Origin of the sequence: Enterobacter sp. JS8-1 (assembly GCF_049187015.1) — a bacterium.
GTDB classification, from domain to species: Bacteria; Pseudomonadota; Gammaproteobacteria; order Enterobacterales; family Enterobacteriaceae; genus Enterobacter; species Enterobacter mori.
Genome location: NZ_CP185805.1, coordinates 1,995,588 through 2,011,252, shown reverse-complemented (window position 1 = coordinate 2,011,252; position 15,665 = coordinate 1,995,588). Strand labels below are relative to the sequence as shown.

The following is a 15,665-nucleotide window of genomic DNA, read 5'->3' as shown; positions in this document are numbered from 1 at the left end:
TCTGTTCTAAAAGGCAGTGAAACGTTCTTTATTGAGAAATTTTCATGGTCCTATCATCCGGTCATGACCTCGTTAAAGGAAAAAGACCATGACGATTTATCACTCCGTCACCGAACTGATTGGCCACACGCCGCTTATCCAGCTGCACAAACTGGATACCGGTCCCTGCTCCTTGTTCCTGAAGCTGGAAAACCAAAATCCCGGCGGCTCGATTAAAGACCGCGTTGCGCTGTCGATGATCAACGAAGCGGAGCGCACCGGGCAGCTGCAGCCGGGTGGCACGATTATAGAAGCGACGGCGGGCAATACAGGCCTCGGCCTGGCCCTGATCGCCGCGCAGAAAGGCTACTCGCTGATCCTGGTAGTACCCGACAAAATGAGCCGCGAAAAGATTTTCCACCTGCGCGCGCTGGGGGCTCAGGTGGTGTTGACCCGCTCCGATGTGAATAAGGGGCATCCGGCCTATTACCAGGATTACGCCCAGCGTCTTGCCAACGAGCTGCCCGGCGCGTTTTACATCGACCAGTTCAATAATGAAGCCAACCCGCTTGCGCACCGCACCACGACGGCGCCGGAACTGTTTGAACAGCTTGATGGGCGGATCGATGCCATTGTTGTCGGCGTGGGCTCTGGCGGCACGCTGGGGGGATTGCAGGCGTGGTTTGCGGAACATTCCCCCGATACGGAGTTTGTCCTGGCAGACCCGGCCGGATCGGTTCTGGCCGACCAGGTGGAAACCGGACGCTATCACGATGCTGGCTCATGGCTGGTTGAAGGGATTGGAGAAGACTTTATTCCGCCGCTGGCCCACATCGAAGGGGTGAATCGCGCCTGGCGCATCACCGACCGGGAAGCCTTCACCACCGCACGCGAACTACTGAAAACGGAAGGCATTCTGGCAGGCTCCTCCAGCGGCACGCTGCTGGCGGCGGCGCTGAAATATTGTCAGGCGCAGACCACGCCGAAACGCGTGGTCACCTTCGCCTGCGACAGCGGCAATAAATACCTCTCGAAGATGTTCAACGATGACTGGATGCGTCAGCAAGGGCTCATCACGCGTCCTCAGGCTGGCGATCTCTCCGACTATATTGCCCTGCGTCACGATGAAGGTGCAACCGTCACCGCCGCCCCAGACGACACGCTTTCAACCGTACTGGCGCGCATGCGTTTGTATGACATCTCCCAGCTTCCGGTGCTGGAGAACGGCAAGGTGGTGGGCATCATCGACGAGTGGGATCTGCTGCGGCATATCGGCGGCGATGGCGATCGCTTCGCCCTTCCGGTGACGGCAGCCATGACGCGTCAGGTGGAGTTCCTTGATAAACACGCCCCTGAGAGCGCCCTGAACGCTATTTTCGACCGTGGCCTGGTGGCCGTTATTAATGACAACGACCGCTTTTTGGGTCTGATCACGCGCAGCGACGTCCTGACCGCCTGGCGCAACCGTCTACAACAATAAAGGAATAAGAGATGAAAAACCTGGCAACCCTGAGCGTTCACAGCGGCGAGTTCAACGACCAGCACGGCGCCGTCATGCCGCCGATTTACGCTACCTCGACGTTTGCGCAACCGTCACCCGGTGAGCATACCGGCTATGAGTATTCCCGCAGCGGCAACCCCACCCGCCACGCGCTGGAAACCGCCATCGCCGAACTGGAAGGCGGCTCGCGCGGCTACGCGTTTGCCTCCGGTCTGGCGGCCATCTCCACGGTGCTCGAACTGCTGGATAAAGACAGCCATATTGTCGCCATTGATGACGTTTACGGCGGGACGTATCGCTTGATTGAAAACGTGCGCAAGCGCAGCACTGGTCTGCAGGTCAGCTGGGTTAAACCGGACGACCTGGCCGGGCTTGAGGCCGCCATTCGTCCGGAAACCCGCATGGTGTGGGTTGAAACGCCAACCAACCCGCTGCTGAAGCTGGCGGATCTGGCGGCCATTGCGCAAATTGCTCGTCGTCATAACGTCATCAGCGTGGCGGATAACACCTTCGCGTCGCCGGTGATCCACCGTCCGCTGGAATCAGGTTTCGATATCGTGGTGCACTCCGCCACCAAATACCTGAACGGCCACTCAGACGTGGTGGCCGGGCTGGCAATTGTCGGGGACAACAAGGAACTGGCGGATAAGCTGGGTTATCTGCAAAACGCGGTGGGCGGCGTACTGGATCCGTTCAGCAGCTTCCTGACCCTGCGCGGTATTCGCACCCTTGCGCTGCGCGTCGAAAAGCACAGCACCAACGCGCTGGCGATTGCGCAATGGCTCGATCAGCATCCTCTGGTGGAAAACGTTTTCTATCCCGGTCTGGAATCGCATCCACAATATCAGCTTGCCCGCACGCAGATGGCGCTGCCAGGCGGGATGATTTCCGTCGTGGTGAAAGGCAACGCGCAACGCGCCACCGAGGTGATCCGCAACCTGAAGTTGTTCACCCTCGCGGAAAGCCTGGGCGGCGTGGAGAGTCTGGTGAGCCAGCCCTACAGCATGACCCACGCGTCAATTCCGCTGGAACAACGCCTGGCCAACGGTATTGTGCCGCAGTTGATCCGCCTGTCAGTCGGAATTGAAGATCCGAAAGACCTGATTGCCGACCTCAGCCAGGCGCTGCAAAAATAAGCAAAACGCGGCAGGTCAGGCACCTGCCGCCATAAGTTGTCATTATGCCTTAACGCCTTGATAACAAACTTATGTGAATCTGCACAGATTATTTTTGAAACGCTGTTTCCATTTTCCTTTTATCTTAAAATCAGCGTATAATGCGCGCCAAATCCCTGGTGAATGGTTTCAGCGCTTGGAATACAAAAAACAACGTACAACTTCTCCTCTCCTTCGTTGGGCTGACACTCAGGCACACTTTCTTCTGCACGCTCATTTGATGTCTCCTATCCTTAGTGCGTGTCATATACTCTTTTGCAACACAGGTTTGACTCCGCGGCGGTGCGCCCCCGGAGCGAGATTTCCATATCCTTCCCAACTTAAAGACTAAGACTGTCATGAAAAAGACGAAAATTGTTTGTACTATCGGCCCGAAAACCGAATCTGAAGAGATGCTGAGCAAAATGCTGGATGCCGGCATGAACGTGATGCGTCTGAACTTCTCCCACGGCGACTATGCAGAGCACGGCCAGCGTATCCAGAACTTGCGCAACGTGATGAGCAAGACCGGCAAAAAAGCCGCTATTCTGCTGGATACCAAAGGTCCGGAAATCCGTACCATCAAACTGGAAGGCGGTAACGACGTTTCTCTGAAAGCGGGCCAGACCTTCACCTTCACCACCGACAAATCCGTTGTTGGTAACAGCGAAATCGTTGCAGTGACCTACGAAGGCTTCACCAGCGATCTGTCCGTCGGCAACACCGTGCTGGTGGACGATGGCCTGATCGGTATGGAAGTTACCGCTATCGAAGGTAACAAGGTTATCTGTAAAGTGCTGAACAACGGCGACCTGGGCGAGAACAAAGGCGTTAACCTGCCGGGCGTTTCTATCGCGCTGCCAGCACTGGCTGAAAAAGACAAACAGGACCTGATCTTTGGTTGCGAGCAAGGTGTTGATTTCGTTGCTGCATCCTTCATCCGTAAGCGTTCTGACGTGGTTGAGATCCGTGAGCACCTGAAAGCGCACGGCGGCGAGAAGATCCAGATCATCTCCAAAATCGAAAACCAGGAAGGCCTGAACAACTTCGACGAAATTCTCGAAGCGTCTGACGGCATCATGGTTGCACGTGGCGACCTGGGTGTTGAGATCCCGGTTGAAGAAGTGATCTTCGCGCAGAAGATGATGATCGAGAAATGCGTTCGCGCGCGTAAAGTGGTTATCACTGCAACGCAGATGCTGGACTCCATGATCAAAAACCCACGCCCTACCCGCGCTGAAGCAGGCGACGTGGCGAACGCCATCCTCGACGGTACCGATGCAGTGATGCTGTCCGGTGAATCAGCGAAGGGTAAATACCCGCTGGAAGCGGTCGGCATCATGGCGACCATCTGCGAGCGTACTGACCGCGTGATGACCAGCCGTCTGGACTTCAACAACGACAGCCGTAAACTGCGCATCACCGAAGCTGTGTGCCGCGGTGCAGTTGAAACCGCTGAGAAACTGGACGCACCGCTGATCGTGGTAGCGACCCAGGGCGGTAAATCTGCTCGTGCAGTGCGTAAATACTTCCCGGATGCCACCATCCTGGCCCTGACCACCAATGAAACCACCGCGCGTCAACTGGTGCTGAGCAAAGGCGTGGTTGCCCATCTGGTGAAAGAGATCGCGTCTACCGACGATTTCTACATTCAGGGTAAAGCGATGGCGCTGGAAAGCGGTCTGGCACAGAAAGGCGACGTTGTGGTGATGGTTTCTGGTGCCCTGGTTCCAGCAGGTACCACTAACACTGCATCTGTTCACGTACTGTAATAATTCCCGAACGAATTATTTTTTGATAGAAAGCGTCCTTCGGGGCGCTTTTTTTATTCCTGTCATTAGCCCTATCTATTCAAAAAGCAAATCGGGTTTTTCTATTTAATTGCGATTTATCTAAGATGAATCCGATGAAAAATGCCTTTTTTAACATGGCTTTTTCGACAAAAAGGCCAAATTCGTTGCTTCTTTGAGCGAACGATCAAAAATAGGCGTATTCCCATCAAAAAAATATTCTCAACCCAAAAAACTTTGTGTAATACTTGTAACGCTACATGGAGATTAACTCAATCTAGAGGGTATTAATAATGAATCGTACTAAACTGGTACTGGGCGCGGTAATCCTGGGTTCTACTCTGCTGGCAGGTTGCTCCAGCAACGCTAAAATCGATCAGCTGTCTTCTGACGTTCAGACTCTGAACGCTAAAGTTGACCAGCTGAGCAACGACGTGAACGCAATCCGTTCCGACGTTCAGGCTGCTAAAGACGACGCAGCTCGCGCTAACCAGCGTCTGGACAACCAGGCTACTAAATACCGTAAGTAATAGTACCTGTTAATAAAATGGCGCACATTGTGCGCCATTTTTTTTGCCTTCGTCAAACCCCTACTGCGTCACCCTCTCCCCTTCCTCTTCGGCTACCGCAGCTGACACCCGACTGTTCTGCACCGACAACACGCTGTTGCTGGCGGATGGGCCATTACCGGCAGATACTGCCACCGGGATCCCCGCACGACGTGACAGGGCTTTATCGATAAGCGCTTTATCACTCCCCGATTGAGACACGAAGGACGCGAAATCTTCGGAGTGGCTAATGGGCGCAACCTGTGGGTTTTCCCCCTCAACCTGTGCTAACGGACGGTGTACTTCGATGTAGCGTTTCCCGTCCGGCTCGACGGCAAACTTCACCGGCTCATTGATAATCTGGACCCGCGTGCCAACACGCACCTGCCCAAACAGCGCTTTGATATCCGGCGCGTTCATCCGCATACAGCCTGAACTGACCCGTAAACCGACGCTATCCGGCGCGCTAGTGCCGTGGATAAGATATTCACCATTCCCTACGCCTAAACGCAGCGCAAAGCGTCCTAACGGATTATTTGGCCCTGCTGGCACGACCGGCGGCAATTTAATTCCTTGCGCCAGAGAGCGCGCCCTGATGCCCGCTGTCGGTGTCCAGGTTGGATTAGGGATTTTCTGACTCACGCGGGTGGTCGTCACCGGCGTTTCCAGTCCCAGCTGCCCGATACCGAGCGGGAAGACCTGAACAATATTCTCCCCCGGCGGGAAATAGTAAAGCCGAAGCTCAGCCAGGTTGACCACGATCCCTTCCCGCGGGGTATCCGGCAGCAGCATTTGAGAAGGAATGGTGATCACCGTCCCCGGCGCGGGGTTCACCGGTGCAATGGTATTATTGGTTTCAAGAATAAGCTGGGCAGCCGTATTAAACCGGCGGGCAATGGTCTGCAGTTTATTGTCGCCTTCCTGAATCGTGTAGGTTTGATTTTGCCCAATCAGACGGCTGCCTGCGGGCGGCAACGGATAATCCACCGCCCGGGCCGAATTAAGCACACCGAGCGAACCAAGGAGTAATAGAGTTATTAGAGACGCGCGCTTCATGCTGAGATTCCTTATTCACTGACAGAACGCCAGAAAGCTGAAAAACCAGCGAGGCGGGAACCACCTCGCGAAACAGAATGAATGCTGTTCTGTAAGTCTAGCTAAGGATTGCAGCTTTGGCGCGAATGCCGCGGATCATCGCTTCCAGTCCCTGGGATCGGGACGGGGTGAGATGTTGGGTGAGCGCCATTTTTTCGAACCAGGGACGAACATCAAAAGCGACAATGTCCTGCGCCGACATCTGGTGATAGAGGATAAAGACGACGGCAATAAGCCCTTTCACAATCGCAGCGTCGCTGTCGCCGTGTAATTCGATAGTGCCATCGTCAGATTGCTTCATCACAATCCACACCTGGCTCTGGCAGCCCTGAATAATATTATCCGGGTTATGCGCCTCTTCGCTGAGCGGCGCTAAACGCTGCCCCAACTCAATAATATAGAGATATTTTTCTTCCCAGTTAGCGCAACGCCCGAAGTTGCGCAGCAATTTATCTTTATCCGGCAGTTCTGCCATCTTTCGCCTCTCCGTTAGCCCAGCAACTGGTGAATGCGCTTAAGCCCCGCCACCAGCCTGTCGACCTCTTCCGTTGTGTTGTACATTACCAGCGACGCGCGGCACATTGCCGGCACCTGGTAAAACGCCATCAGGGGCATGGCGCAGTGATGCCCGGTACGGACCGCCACGCCATAATTATCCAGAAAACTGCCCACGTCATAGGCGTGATGTTTACCCAGATTAAACGCAATCACACCCTGTCGGTCAGCCGGGCCGTATAAGGTTAGATCCGGTACGCTGGCAAGCTGGGCAAGCGCATAGTGCATCAGCACCTGTTCGTATTCCTGAATGGCGTCAAGGCCAATTGAGGAGACCCAGGAGATGGCCGCCCCCAGACCAATAATACCGCCGGTGTTTGGCGTGCCCGCCTCAAAGCGCCACGGCGCGCGCGCATAGGTGGTGCCCTCCGACAGGCTAACGGTGGCGATCATCGACCCGCCCCCTTCCCACGGCGGCATCGCCTGCAGGATCGCCTCTTTGACGTACAGCACGCCTATCCCGGTCGGCCCATAGAGCTTATGGCCTGAAAAAACGTAGAAGTCACAGTCCAGCGCCTGGACATCAACCGCGTGGTGCATCACCGCCTGCGCGCCGTCAATCAGTACCTTCGCCCCTGCCTGATGGGCCTTTGCGATAATCTCCGCCACCGGGTTCTCAGTCCCCAGGACGTTAGAAACCTGGGTGACCGCCACCAGCCGCGTGCGCTCATCCAGCAACGCGTCAAGCTGCTCAAGCTGAAGCGTCCCGTCGGCATTCAACGGGATCACCCGCAGCTGCGCGCCAACGCGCTCACAGAGCATTTGCCACGGCACGATATTGGCGTGGTGCTCCATTTGCGTGATGACGATGTTATCGCCCGCATGCACCTGCGCGTTGCCCCAGCTGTTGGCGACTAGGTTGATCCCTTCGGTTGTGCCGCGCACGAAGACCAGCTCTTCAGGCGATTGCGCGTTGAGGAAGGCGGCAATCTGCGTGCGCACGTTTTCCATGCGCTGGGTCGCATCGGCGCTCAGGGTATGAATACCGCGATGCACGGCGGCGTAGCCGTGACGATAGAATTCGGCTTCTGCATCCACCACCTGATTCGGTTTCTGCGCGCTGGCCGCGCTGTCCAGATAGGCCAGCGGTAGACCGTTCACTTCACGGGTCAGAACGGGAAAATCTGCCCGTACTTTCTCGACGGGAAAACTCATGCTTCGCCTCCAGGCAGACGCTGACCTATACGGGCCAGCACCTGCTGTTTTAACGCGCCATCGTGCAGCGCTTCAGTCAGCTCGGCGGCAAACGCGTAGATGATCATCTTCTGCGCCGCCTGCCGATCGATACCGCGGGAGCGCAGGTAGAACATCTGCTCATCGTCAATCCGCCCGACCGTCGCCCCGTGGCTGCATTTCACGTCATCGGCGTAGATCTCCAGCTGCGGTTTGGTGTCCACTTCCGCCAGACGCCCCAGCAGCAGGTTGTTGTTGGTCATCTGTCCGTCGGTTTTAATGGCGTGCTGGGCCACGTTAATCAGGCCGTTAAACACTGCGCGCCCTTTGTCGCTGACGACAGTTTTATGCAGCTGACGGCTGTTGCAATAGCCTTTGTTGTGCTCAAGCCAGGTGCGCGTGTCGCACACTTCAGATTTGACCGGCATCGCCAGGCTGTTAATGCGTAGCGTGGTATTTTCACCGTTAAGCTGGGTGCTGGTATTGTGGCGCAGCACCGCGCTGCCGAGCAGGAAGCTATGGCTGTAGGCCGCGGCATCTTGCCCAAGTAAAATGTCGTTATGGGCAAAGTGGTGGCTCTGCGGGTTCTCAAACGCCAGCTTGATGTGGTGAAGCTGGGCATTGGCCGCCACATTCATCGTCAGACGCGAGCCGGTAAAGTGGCGCGTCTCGTTGAGGCTGACGTAATGTTCAATCACCGTGGCCTCTGCCCCCTCCGCCAGTTCAAGATGGTGGCGATAGTGCGCGGTGTTGATTTCGTCACCGTCCAGCCCCTGAGTGATGTGCATCAGCAGCAGCGGCTTCGCCGGACGCTGGTTACGTTTTACGCTGATATGCGTCACAGACTGCGCCAGACTTTCGGTGAGATGCAGAAAGACCTCCGGCTGTACCGGTGCGGCCAGACTCTGATGAACGTCATTCACGGCGATTTCGAAGCCGCTGTGTCGCGTCTCGTCACTGAGTTCCGGGTGAAACACGCCGTCGACAAAGACCAGACGCAACGCATCCACAGGTAACGCCAGCCCGTCTCGCTGGGCCGGAGTGACGTCCGCCGAGCGCGTGACAAACTCGCCGTTCAGCAGGCCATCAAGCGGTGTGTATTTCCAGTTTTCGTGCTTACGGGTCGGCAGACCCAGACGCAGCATCTGCTGAAGGTGCTGCTGGGCCTGTTCAGAACGCGATTGCCCCTGCGTTTCAAACAGCCGGTGCCACTGCTGGAGTGCATTACTGCTGTTCGGTAAGCCAGCCATAACCCTGCTCCTCCAGTTGTTTAACCAGCGTGAAATCGCCGGATTTCACAATGCGCCCCTGGTAAAGGACGTGGACGTAGTCTGGTTTAATGTAGTCAAGAATGCGCTGGTAGTGAGTGACGATAATAAACGAGCGCTTACCGTCACGCAGCGAGTTCACCCCGTCTGCGACAATCTTCAGGGCGTCGATGTCCAGGCCTGAATCGGTCTCATCAAGAATGCACAGCTCGGGCTCGAGCACCGCCATCTGCAGAATGTCGTTACGCTTTTTCTCACCGCCGGAGAAGCCGACGTTAACCGAACGGGTCAGCAGGTCTTCCGGCATTTTCAGCAGCTTGATCTTCTCTTCCATCAGATCCTGGAAGTCGAAGCGGTCCAGCGCGTCGAGACCGCGATATTTGCGCACCGCGTTCAGCGCCGTCTGCAGGAAGAACTGATTGCTGACGCCCGGAATTTCTACCGGGTACTGGAAGGCCATAAAGATGCCCTCCCCAGCCCGCTCTTCCGGCGACATCTCCAGCAGATCTTTGCCGTTAAACTCGACGGAGCCGTGGGTGACTTCGTAATCTTCGCGTCCTGCCAGCGTCGCGGAAAGCGTACTTTTCCCGGAGCCATTCGGCCCCATGATGGCGTGAACTTCACCCGGCTTGACGTCAAAATTGAGGCCACGCAGGATCGCTTTCTCTTCCACGCTAACCTGTAAATCTTTAATGCTTAACATGTGCTTTCCTTAACCGACGCTGTGTTCAAGACTAATGGCGAGGAGTTTTTGTGCTTCAACGGCGAATTCCAGCGGCAGTTCAGAGAACACGTCCTTACAGAAGCCGTTCACAATCATTGAAATGGCATCTTCTTCACTGATCCCGCGCTGCAGGCAGTAGAAGAGCTGGTCTTCCCCGATGCGCGACGTGGTCGCTTCGTGCTCAAGCTGGGCCGTGTTATTACGGCACTCGACGTACGGGAAGGTATGCGCGCCGCAGTCAGCGCCAATCAGCATCGAGTCACACTGGGTAAAGTTACGCGCGTTGGTGGCCGTCGGCATGATTTTCACCAGCCCGCGATAGCTGTTCTGGCTGTGCCCGGCGGAGATCCCTTTCGAGATAATGGTGGATTTGGTGTTTTTACCAATGTGGATCATCTTGGTGCCGGTATCGGCCTGCTGATGGCCGCTGGTCAGCGCCACCGAGTAAAACTCACCGATGGAGTTATCCCCGCGCAGGATACAGCTCGGGTATTTCCAGGTAATCGCCGAGCCGGTTTCCGACTGGGTCCAGGACATCTTGCTGTTTTCGCCTTCGCACAGCGCGCGCTTGGTAACAAAGTTCAAAATACCGCCGGTGTTGCCGTCGCCCGGGAACCAGTTTTGCACCGTGGAGTATTTCACCTCAGCGTCTTTGTGGATAATGACCTCCACCACCGCCGCGTGCAGCTGATAGCTGTCGCGTACCGGCGCGGAACAGCCTTCGATATAGCTGACGTAGCTGCCTTCATCGGCCACCAGAATGGTACGTTCAAACTGGCCGGTTTTTTCCGCGTTGATACGGAAATAAGTCGACAACTCCATCGGGCAACGTACGCCTTTTGGTACGTAAATAAAGGTACCGTCGGAGGCCACCGCCGCGTTGAGCGCCGCGAAGAAATTATCGTTAGAGGGCACCACTGTCCCAATGTACTTTTTCACCAGTTCCGGGTGGTCGTGAATCGCTTCGCCGAAGGAGCAGAAAATGATCCCCTGCTCTGCCAGCTTCTCGCGGTAGGTAGTCGCCACCGAGACGGAGTCGAAAATGGCGTCCACCGCCACCTCTCTCCCTTCGCGAACGGGCACGCCAAGCTGATTAAAGGCTTCTTCAACTTCTTTGCTCAGGAAGCTGTTTTCTGCGCCGGTTTGCTGTACCGCACCCGGCTGCGAGGCGCAGGTGTCGTCACAGCTGCCGCAGGAGGGCGCGGAGTAGTAGCTGTAATCCTGATAGTTCAGCTTGTCGTAGTGCGCTTTCAGCCAGTGCGGCTCTTCCATTTCCAGCCAGGCGCGGAAGGCGCTCAGACGAAATTCCAGCATCCACTCAGGTTCATTACGTTTGGCCGAGATCGCCCGCACGACATCTTCGTTGATACCTTTCGCCAGCTCATCGGTCTGCAGCTGCGTGAAGAACCCTTCTTTATAATTCAGGTGTCCGCCGCTCCAGGTGTTCACATCACTCGTTGCTTCAGTATTACGAGACATAGTACCGCCTATACCCCAAAGCTTTCGCCGCAGCCGCATTCGTTCTGGGCTTTCGGGTTATGAAATTTGAATAACTGGTTTAAGCCTTCGCGGACGTAGTCCACTTCGGTGCCGTCGATAAAGGGCATCGCCTGCAGCGCCACGAACAGTTTCGCGCCATCGGTTTCGAAGACCAGGTCATCTTTCTCGGGTTCGGTGACGGTATCAAGCACGTAACCAAAACCTGCGCATCCGGTCTGTTTGACGCCTAAACGCACGCCGAGGATCTCGGGCTTTTTCGCCACCAGCTCGTGAATGTGTGCCGCCGCCGCTGGCGTGAGCGTTAAACCACGCCAGGCAAAATCGGCCGGATTAAAGGTTTCTGAATGCAGTTCCATAGGTCCACCTCGTCTGAATAGCCATCAGGGCATAACACCATGTTAGTGATAACGATTATCACTTCAACCCCCTGTCAGTAGGGGCATCTGGGTAAACCGCCCTTTTTGGTTACTTTTATTAAGCATAGACCCTGTGGAAGGATGCAGGCAGGATGGATTTAATTGTTCAATACATTGATAAATAATGTATTTCTCCGCGGCATTTGTGGCGGACAGGAGAAAAGTAAAATATGCATCGGAAATGCCTATTTTTAAGATAGCTTCTTTAATAGTCGTAAACATAGTCAAACGAATGCGCTTAGGCGCACAGAAACAAGTGCTACCCCAGCCGCAAACAACCGGATAATCAGAGTCTTTTTCTGAAAATCATGCAGTCCCTCTGGATCACATTATCAATCGCTGTAGCATTAACCATACACATTTAATGGAAAATAGGTGTCATATGGCGTTACAGGGAAAGATGATTCTGAACGGCGCAGATTACGCGCCTTTCGATTTGTATGGGGTGGGCGTGTTCATGGCGCACTCCGGGTTGGGGGCCAGCAGAAACAATGCCAGTTGCGGACATGTCGCCAACACGGGTCCTATTCCCTTAGGGAAATACTGGATTGTAGATCGCAGGGAGGGTAACTGGTTTTCGCAAAAAAAAGAGGAAATTCACGATGGAGCTAACAGATTTATTGGCAGAAATGCTTTTGGTAAATCGGACTGGTTTGCTTTGTGGCGTGATGACTGGGGTATTGATGATTACACATGGGTAGAAAGCGTAAAACGTGGGAATTTCCGGCTCCATCCAGGCACGGTTTCAAAAGGTTGCATAACTATCGCCAACATGTCTGATTTTGCGATGATTCATAACGCGCTAATGAATACATCGCTTATTCAGGTCCCATGCATGCGGTCATTAATGGCGCGGGGATGGGTGGAGGTCGTAGCGGGTGGCTACATTAAAAAACCTTGCTCGTAGGGCATGTAAAATTATTTATTTTCTCATTTTATTACTCACTGTAGGTCATATGCTACCAGGCCCTGAGATATATATTAACTATGATTTAGCCAGAACAACAGCAATGATTATCACCGGAAATGAGAGTGCGGAATCAATGTATGACGCCTACTCATTTATTGACTGGCTTATAATGCTAATTATCATCATCCCTTTTTATATTATAACAATGAATTTAATCAAAAAAATAAGGAACAAATAAATGCCTATACCTCCCTATATGTGGCTTAAAGACGATGGCGGTGCAGATATCAAAGGATCTGTTGACATAAAAGATCGTGAAGGAAGTAATGAAATTATCGGCCTTAGCCACGGCATAAACTTGCCCGTTGACAGCGCAAACGGCAAAATCACCGGCACCCGCCAGCACTCATCCATGATGATTGAAAAAGAAGTTGATAGCTCTACACCATATCTTTACAAGGCTGCAGCAACCGGGCAGACGTTGAAAAGCGCAGAAATCAGGTTTTATCACATCAATGATGCAGGTCAGGAGGTTTGCTACTACACCGTTCTTATGGAGAATGTGAAATTAACGGGCGTCCACTGTAGTGTTCCAAATGTTAAGCTGGCGGGCAACGATAAAATGAATCATATTGAAAGTGTCAGCATTCAATATGAAAAAATCACCTGGAGAATTATTGACGGTAATATTCAATTTTCAGATGCATGGAATGAGCGCCATACAAGCTGAGTAATAATAAGGAGCACCGCCGCCTATTCTTTTGTGAATTATCTGGTAATGGTGCTCATGCTTTCACGCTCCTGATGAAGCCTCTGTCCATTAAACAGGCACAGTTAACTTTTGCTCAGGAAGTGACAAAAACAAAAAAGGCCCTCAAGGCCTCTTACGATCGGTGATGAAATGAAACAGCAAATCCCTGTTCACGCCAGTGATCGAGTTGTTCCTGCTGGCGAGGTGTGGGGGATTTCCCCGTCCAGACGAAGATTTTTTGCCCCGGGAACAGTTCAGGACGCGGTGAATCGATGGGTTCAGCCAGCACGTCAATATGCCAGCCCTTCTGTGCCAGACGCGCGGCTTCAAGCCAAAGATGCGTTCGGTCGTCGCATTCCCAGCCGATCAGGAGAGCATCTTTACCGGCTTTCTTGCGGGATTCCGCGAGGCTCGCAACCGCGAATTCGATCAGTACGCCGTCAAAAAGACTCGCCATGTGACGCACGGTGTTTTGGTCCTGGTTCATTCGCTGTCTGACCGGAGAAATAATGTTATCGATCAGCGCATCCATCGCGTGATCGCGGCGGAACTCGCCGATTTTGGCGCGCAGTTTACTTGGGCTGGCGTAACGCAGAACCGTCATCATCTCTTCCTGGAAAGAGATCCAGTTGCCCTGCGTCAGCTCTTCTTTGTTTTCCAGTAACGCTTTGACTTTTCCGACCGAGACGCCGGTTTTCATCAGGCGCTTGATCTCTTCGATACGCAGGATATCCTCATCGTCAAACTGACGATGGCCCCCTTCGCTGCGTTGCGGCTTCAACAAACCATAACGGCGTTGCCAGGCACGCAGCGTAACGGGGTTGATACCGCATCGTTCGGCGACTTCGCCGATACTGTAATAGGCCATTAACTCCCTCACGCTCAAAACCTTCATACCTAACCGCACCAACCTTATCAGATTGTACAACGCATTTGTATAACCAACTCCCCGTTATGAGACAAGTGAAAGGGGTCAAATCCTTTCACTTGTTAATCTATTGTTGTCCAAATTTCTCTCTTCGTACAGTTAACTCTTTAAGTCATGTACAGGTTTTAGAAATCGTTCTTTTTCTCAGGCCAGGCAACAGCCGGGATCCCGCCCAGACGCGGGCTGGCGAACAGATGCCCCTGAAACTGCGAAATCCCGGCGGATTCCAGCCACATCCACTCCTCAGCCAGCTCTACCCCCACCGCGCAGAACTGGATTTCCAGGGACGCGCAGCATTTGATGATGGCTTGTACAATCGCCTGGCGCGGGCCGCTTTTGTGCACGTTGGCTATCAAATCCCGATTAATCTTAATTCTGTCCGGCTGGAACTGCGCCAGCAGCTGCAGCCCGGCAAACCCTGCGCCAAAGTGATCGATCGTCACGCTGATTCCCGCGCTCTTTAACTGCCTGACTGAGTGTGTAAATTCGTCAAAGCGGGAGATCGCTTCACTCTCCGTGAACTCGACAACGATCTGTTCCGGCACAAAACCATTCGCCTCAATGACCGTGAGCAGGAAATCAACCGCGTCAGGCACGTTAACCAGCGTCATTGGCAGCAGATTGAGGGACAGCGTTTGGGTGTGTAGCCCCAGCGCGCTGGCCATCGACAGTGCCACCTGCTTGCTCTTCAGATCGGCCTCATAAAGCGCGTCTTGCGGCAGAGTCTGAAAATAGGCCGCAGGAGAATCCCCTTCGGGGGTACGAATCAGTGCTTCCCAGGAGACAATCTGTTGCATAAAGGGATCGACGATAGGTTGAAACGCAAAGCTGCAATCTGCACCTTTTGCCACAACCTCTGACTGCACGGATAAGGGTGTCTCTTCAGGAATAAAATCCCAGCTGTTCGCCGGAGGCAGTTCAAAATAGTTGGCTTTTTCTGTGGCCTCAACGAAGGTGCGGAAAAACTGCAAGGCACGGTCGTTATAAGTCAACCGGTACTTCGTTGTCCCTTTATCAAGCACCTGCTGGAGCACTTCGTCTGTATCAAATTGACGCAAATCGAAAAGCTCCATGCCCACGTTGCCAAAGCGTCGGAAGGGACCGTGATCGCACATGAGTTCCACCACATTATGATGTCGCGGGTCACGGCAGATATGCTGATAGATGGCCGTCACATTATCAACAGGCCCTTCAAGTAACTGGAAAAAATGTGTGCCGTTAAACAGCAAGATCCCCGTGACATCGGAGTGCCGATTTTTACGATTTGCAGCAGCTACCATTTCTTCCAGCGCTTTCACCGGAACGTCCTCGCAGATATGACTGCGGTAAATGATGGTTGTTAGCATGCTATTCCTGGGGGGGGTTATAGGTAC

General features: G+C 53.9%; 16 protein-coding genes. 7 read left to right on the top strand and 9 right to left on the bottom strand.

Annotation, left to right across the window (positions count from 1 at the left end):
• Window positions 1-88: 88 nt before the first annotated feature.
• From ACOQH0_RS09530 to lpp, 5 genes are all read left to right on the top strand, one after another.
• Window positions 89-1,459 (top strand): pyridoxal-phosphate dependent enzyme, encoded by a 1,371-nt coding sequence (locus ACOQH0_RS09530; RefSeq protein WP_421512109.1) that lies wholly within the window; start codon window positions 89-91, stop codon window positions 1,457-1,459.
• Between the two features lie 11 nt (window positions 1,460-1,470).
• On the top strand, window positions 1,471-2,616 hold the full coding sequence (locus ACOQH0_RS09525) for a trans-sulfuration enzyme family protein (RefSeq protein WP_421512108.1): 1,146 nt from the start codon (window positions 1,471-1,473) through the stop codon (window positions 2,614-2,616).
• A gap of 73 nt (window positions 2,617-2,689) precedes the next feature.
• Entirely contained in the window at window positions 2,690-2,986 is a 297-nt protein-coding gene (locus ACOQH0_RS09520; protein ID WP_419716694.1) for a hypothetical protein, read from the top strand.
• Window positions 2,987-2,993: 7 nt separating this feature from the next.
• On the top strand, window positions 2,994-4,406 hold the full coding sequence (pykF, locus tag ACOQH0_RS09515; RefSeq protein ID WP_010430242.1) for a pyruvate kinase PykF: 1,413 nt from the start codon (window positions 2,994-2,996) through the stop codon (window positions 4,404-4,406).
• A 311-nt stretch (window positions 4,407-4,717) separates the two neighbouring features.
• The gene (gene lpp, locus ACOQH0_RS09510; RefSeq protein WP_010430241.1) at window positions 4,718-4,954 is read left to right on the top strand and encodes a murein lipoprotein Lpp; all 237 of its coding nucleotides are present in this window, start codon (window positions 4,718-4,720) and stop codon (window positions 4,952-4,954) included.
• Window positions 4,955-5,014: 60 nt separating this feature from the next.
• Here lpp and ldtE read toward each other — a convergent pair whose 3' ends face one another.
• The 7 genes from ldtE to sufA form a co-directional block, all read right to left on the bottom strand.
• A complete protein-coding gene (ldtE, locus tag ACOQH0_RS09505) occupies window positions 5,015-6,028 on the bottom strand; it encodes a L,D-transpeptidase LdtE (protein ID WP_421512107.1) in 1,014 nt (337 codons plus the stop codon).
• Between the two features lie 97 nt (window positions 6,029-6,125).
• The gene (sufE, locus tag ACOQH0_RS09500) at window positions 6,126-6,542 is read right to left on the bottom strand and encodes a cysteine desulfuration protein SufE (RefSeq protein WP_100166932.1); all 417 of its coding nucleotides are present in this window, start codon (window positions 6,540-6,542) and stop codon (window positions 6,126-6,128) included.
• Window positions 6,543-6,556: 14 nt separating this feature from the next.
• Window positions 6,557-7,777 carry a cysteine desulfurase SufS gene (gene sufS / locus ACOQH0_RS09495; protein WP_421512106.1) on the bottom strand — a complete coding sequence of 407 codons (1,221 nt, stop codon included), beginning with the start codon at window positions 7,775-7,777 and terminating at the stop codon, window positions 6,557-6,559.
• The gene (sufD, locus tag ACOQH0_RS09490; RefSeq protein ID WP_421512105.1) at window positions 7,774-9,045 is read right to left on the bottom strand and encodes a Fe-S cluster assembly protein SufD; all 1,272 of its coding nucleotides are present in this window, start codon (window positions 9,043-9,045) and stop codon (window positions 7,774-7,776) included. Before sufD ends, sufS begins: the two co-directional genes overlap by 4 nt.
• Window positions 9,020-9,766, bottom strand: coding sequence for a Fe-S cluster assembly ATPase SufC (sufC, locus tag ACOQH0_RS09485; protein WP_238460212.1), 747 nt, complete (start codon window positions 9,764-9,766; stop codon window positions 9,020-9,022). Before sufC ends, sufD begins: the two co-directional genes overlap by 26 nt.
• Window positions 9,767-9,775: 9 nt before the next feature.
• The gene (gene sufB, locus ACOQH0_RS09480; protein WP_010430231.1) at window positions 9,776-11,266 is read right to left on the bottom strand and encodes a Fe-S cluster assembly protein SufB; all 1,491 of its coding nucleotides are present in this window, start codon (window positions 11,264-11,266) and stop codon (window positions 9,776-9,778) included.
• Between the two features lie 8 nt (window positions 11,267-11,274).
• A complete protein-coding gene (gene sufA / locus ACOQH0_RS09475; protein ID WP_010430228.1) occupies window positions 11,275-11,643 on the bottom strand; it encodes a Fe-S cluster assembly scaffold SufA in 369 nt (122 codons plus the stop codon).
• A gap of 442 nt (window positions 11,644-12,085) precedes the next feature.
• On the opposite strand from sufA, the gene ACOQH0_RS09470 reads away from it, so the two are divergent.
• Entirely contained in the window at window positions 12,086-12,610 is a 525-nt protein-coding gene (locus ACOQH0_RS09470; RefSeq protein WP_214594116.1) for a DUF2778 domain-containing protein, read from the top strand.
• Between the two features lie 241 nt (window positions 12,611-12,851).
• Complete coding sequence (locus ACOQH0_RS09465; RefSeq protein WP_421512104.1) at window positions 12,852-13,343, top strand: Hcp family type VI secretion system effector; 492 nt, start codon at window positions 12,852-12,854, stop codon at window positions 13,341-13,343.
• A gap of 154 nt (window positions 13,344-13,497) precedes the next feature.
• On the opposite strand, the gene ACOQH0_RS09460 is transcribed toward ACOQH0_RS09465, so the two are convergent.
• On the bottom strand, window positions 13,498-14,232 hold the full coding sequence (locus ACOQH0_RS09460) for a MerR family transcriptional regulator (protein WP_421512103.1): 735 nt from the start codon (window positions 14,230-14,232) through the stop codon (window positions 13,498-13,500).
• Window positions 14,233-14,417: 185 nt separating this feature from the next.
• Complete coding sequence (locus ACOQH0_RS09455; protein WP_420986624.1) at window positions 14,418-15,638, bottom strand: diguanylate phosphodiesterase; 1,221 nt, start codon at window positions 15,636-15,638, stop codon at window positions 14,418-14,420.
• Between the last annotated feature and the right edge of the window lie 27 nt (window positions 15,639-15,665).

Coding starts and splice junctions, on each gene's coding strand:
- ACOQH0_RS09530 (WP_421512109.1), top strand. CDS start 89: ATGACGATTTATCACTCCGTCACCGAACTGATTGGCCACACGCCGCTT.
- ACOQH0_RS09525 (WP_421512108.1), top strand. CDS start 1,471: ATGAAAAACCTGGCAACCCTGAGCGTTCACAGCGGCGAGTTCAACGAC.
- pykF (WP_010430242.1), top strand. CDS start 2,994: ATGAAAAAGACGAAAATTGTTTGTACTATCGGCCCGAAAACCGAATCT.
- lpp (WP_010430241.1), top strand. CDS start 4,718: ATGAATCGTACTAAACTGGTACTGGGCGCGGTAATCCTGGGTTCTACT.
- ldtE (WP_421512107.1), bottom strand. CDS start 6,028: ATGAAGCGCGCGTCTCTAATAACTCTATTACTCCTTGGTTCGCTCGGT.
- sufE (WP_100166932.1), bottom strand. CDS start 6,542: ATGGCAGAACTGCCGGATAAAGATAAATTGCTGCGCAACTTCGGGCGT.
- sufS (WP_421512106.1), bottom strand. CDS start 7,777: ATGAGTTTTCCCGTCGAGAAAGTACGGGCAGATTTTCCCGTTCTGACC.
- sufD (WP_421512105.1), bottom strand. CDS start 9,045: ATGGCTGGCTTACCGAACAGCAGTAATGCACTCCAGCAGTGGCACCGG.
- sufC (WP_238460212.1), bottom strand. CDS start 9,766: ATGTTAAGCATTAAAGATTTACAGGTTAGCGTGGAAGAGAAAGCGATC.
- sufB (WP_010430231.1), bottom strand. CDS start 11,266: ATGTCTCGTAATACTGAAGCAACGAGTGATGTGAACACCTGGAGCGGC.
- sufA (WP_010430228.1), bottom strand. CDS start 11,643: ATGGAACTGCATTCAGAAACCTTTAATCCGGCCGATTTTGCCTGGCGT.
- ACOQH0_RS09470 (WP_214594116.1), top strand. CDS start 12,086: ATGGCGTTACAGGGAAAGATGATTCTGAACGGCGCAGATTACGCGCCT.
- ACOQH0_RS09465 (WP_421512104.1), top strand. CDS start 12,852: ATGCCTATACCTCCCTATATGTGGCTTAAAGACGATGGCGGTGCAGAT.
- ACOQH0_RS09460 (WP_421512103.1), bottom strand. CDS start 14,232: ATGGCCTATTACAGTATCGGCGAAGTCGCCGAACGATGCGGTATCAAC.
- ACOQH0_RS09455 (WP_420986624.1), bottom strand. CDS start 15,638: ATGCTAACAACCATCATTTACCGCAGTCATATCTGCGAGGACGTTCCG.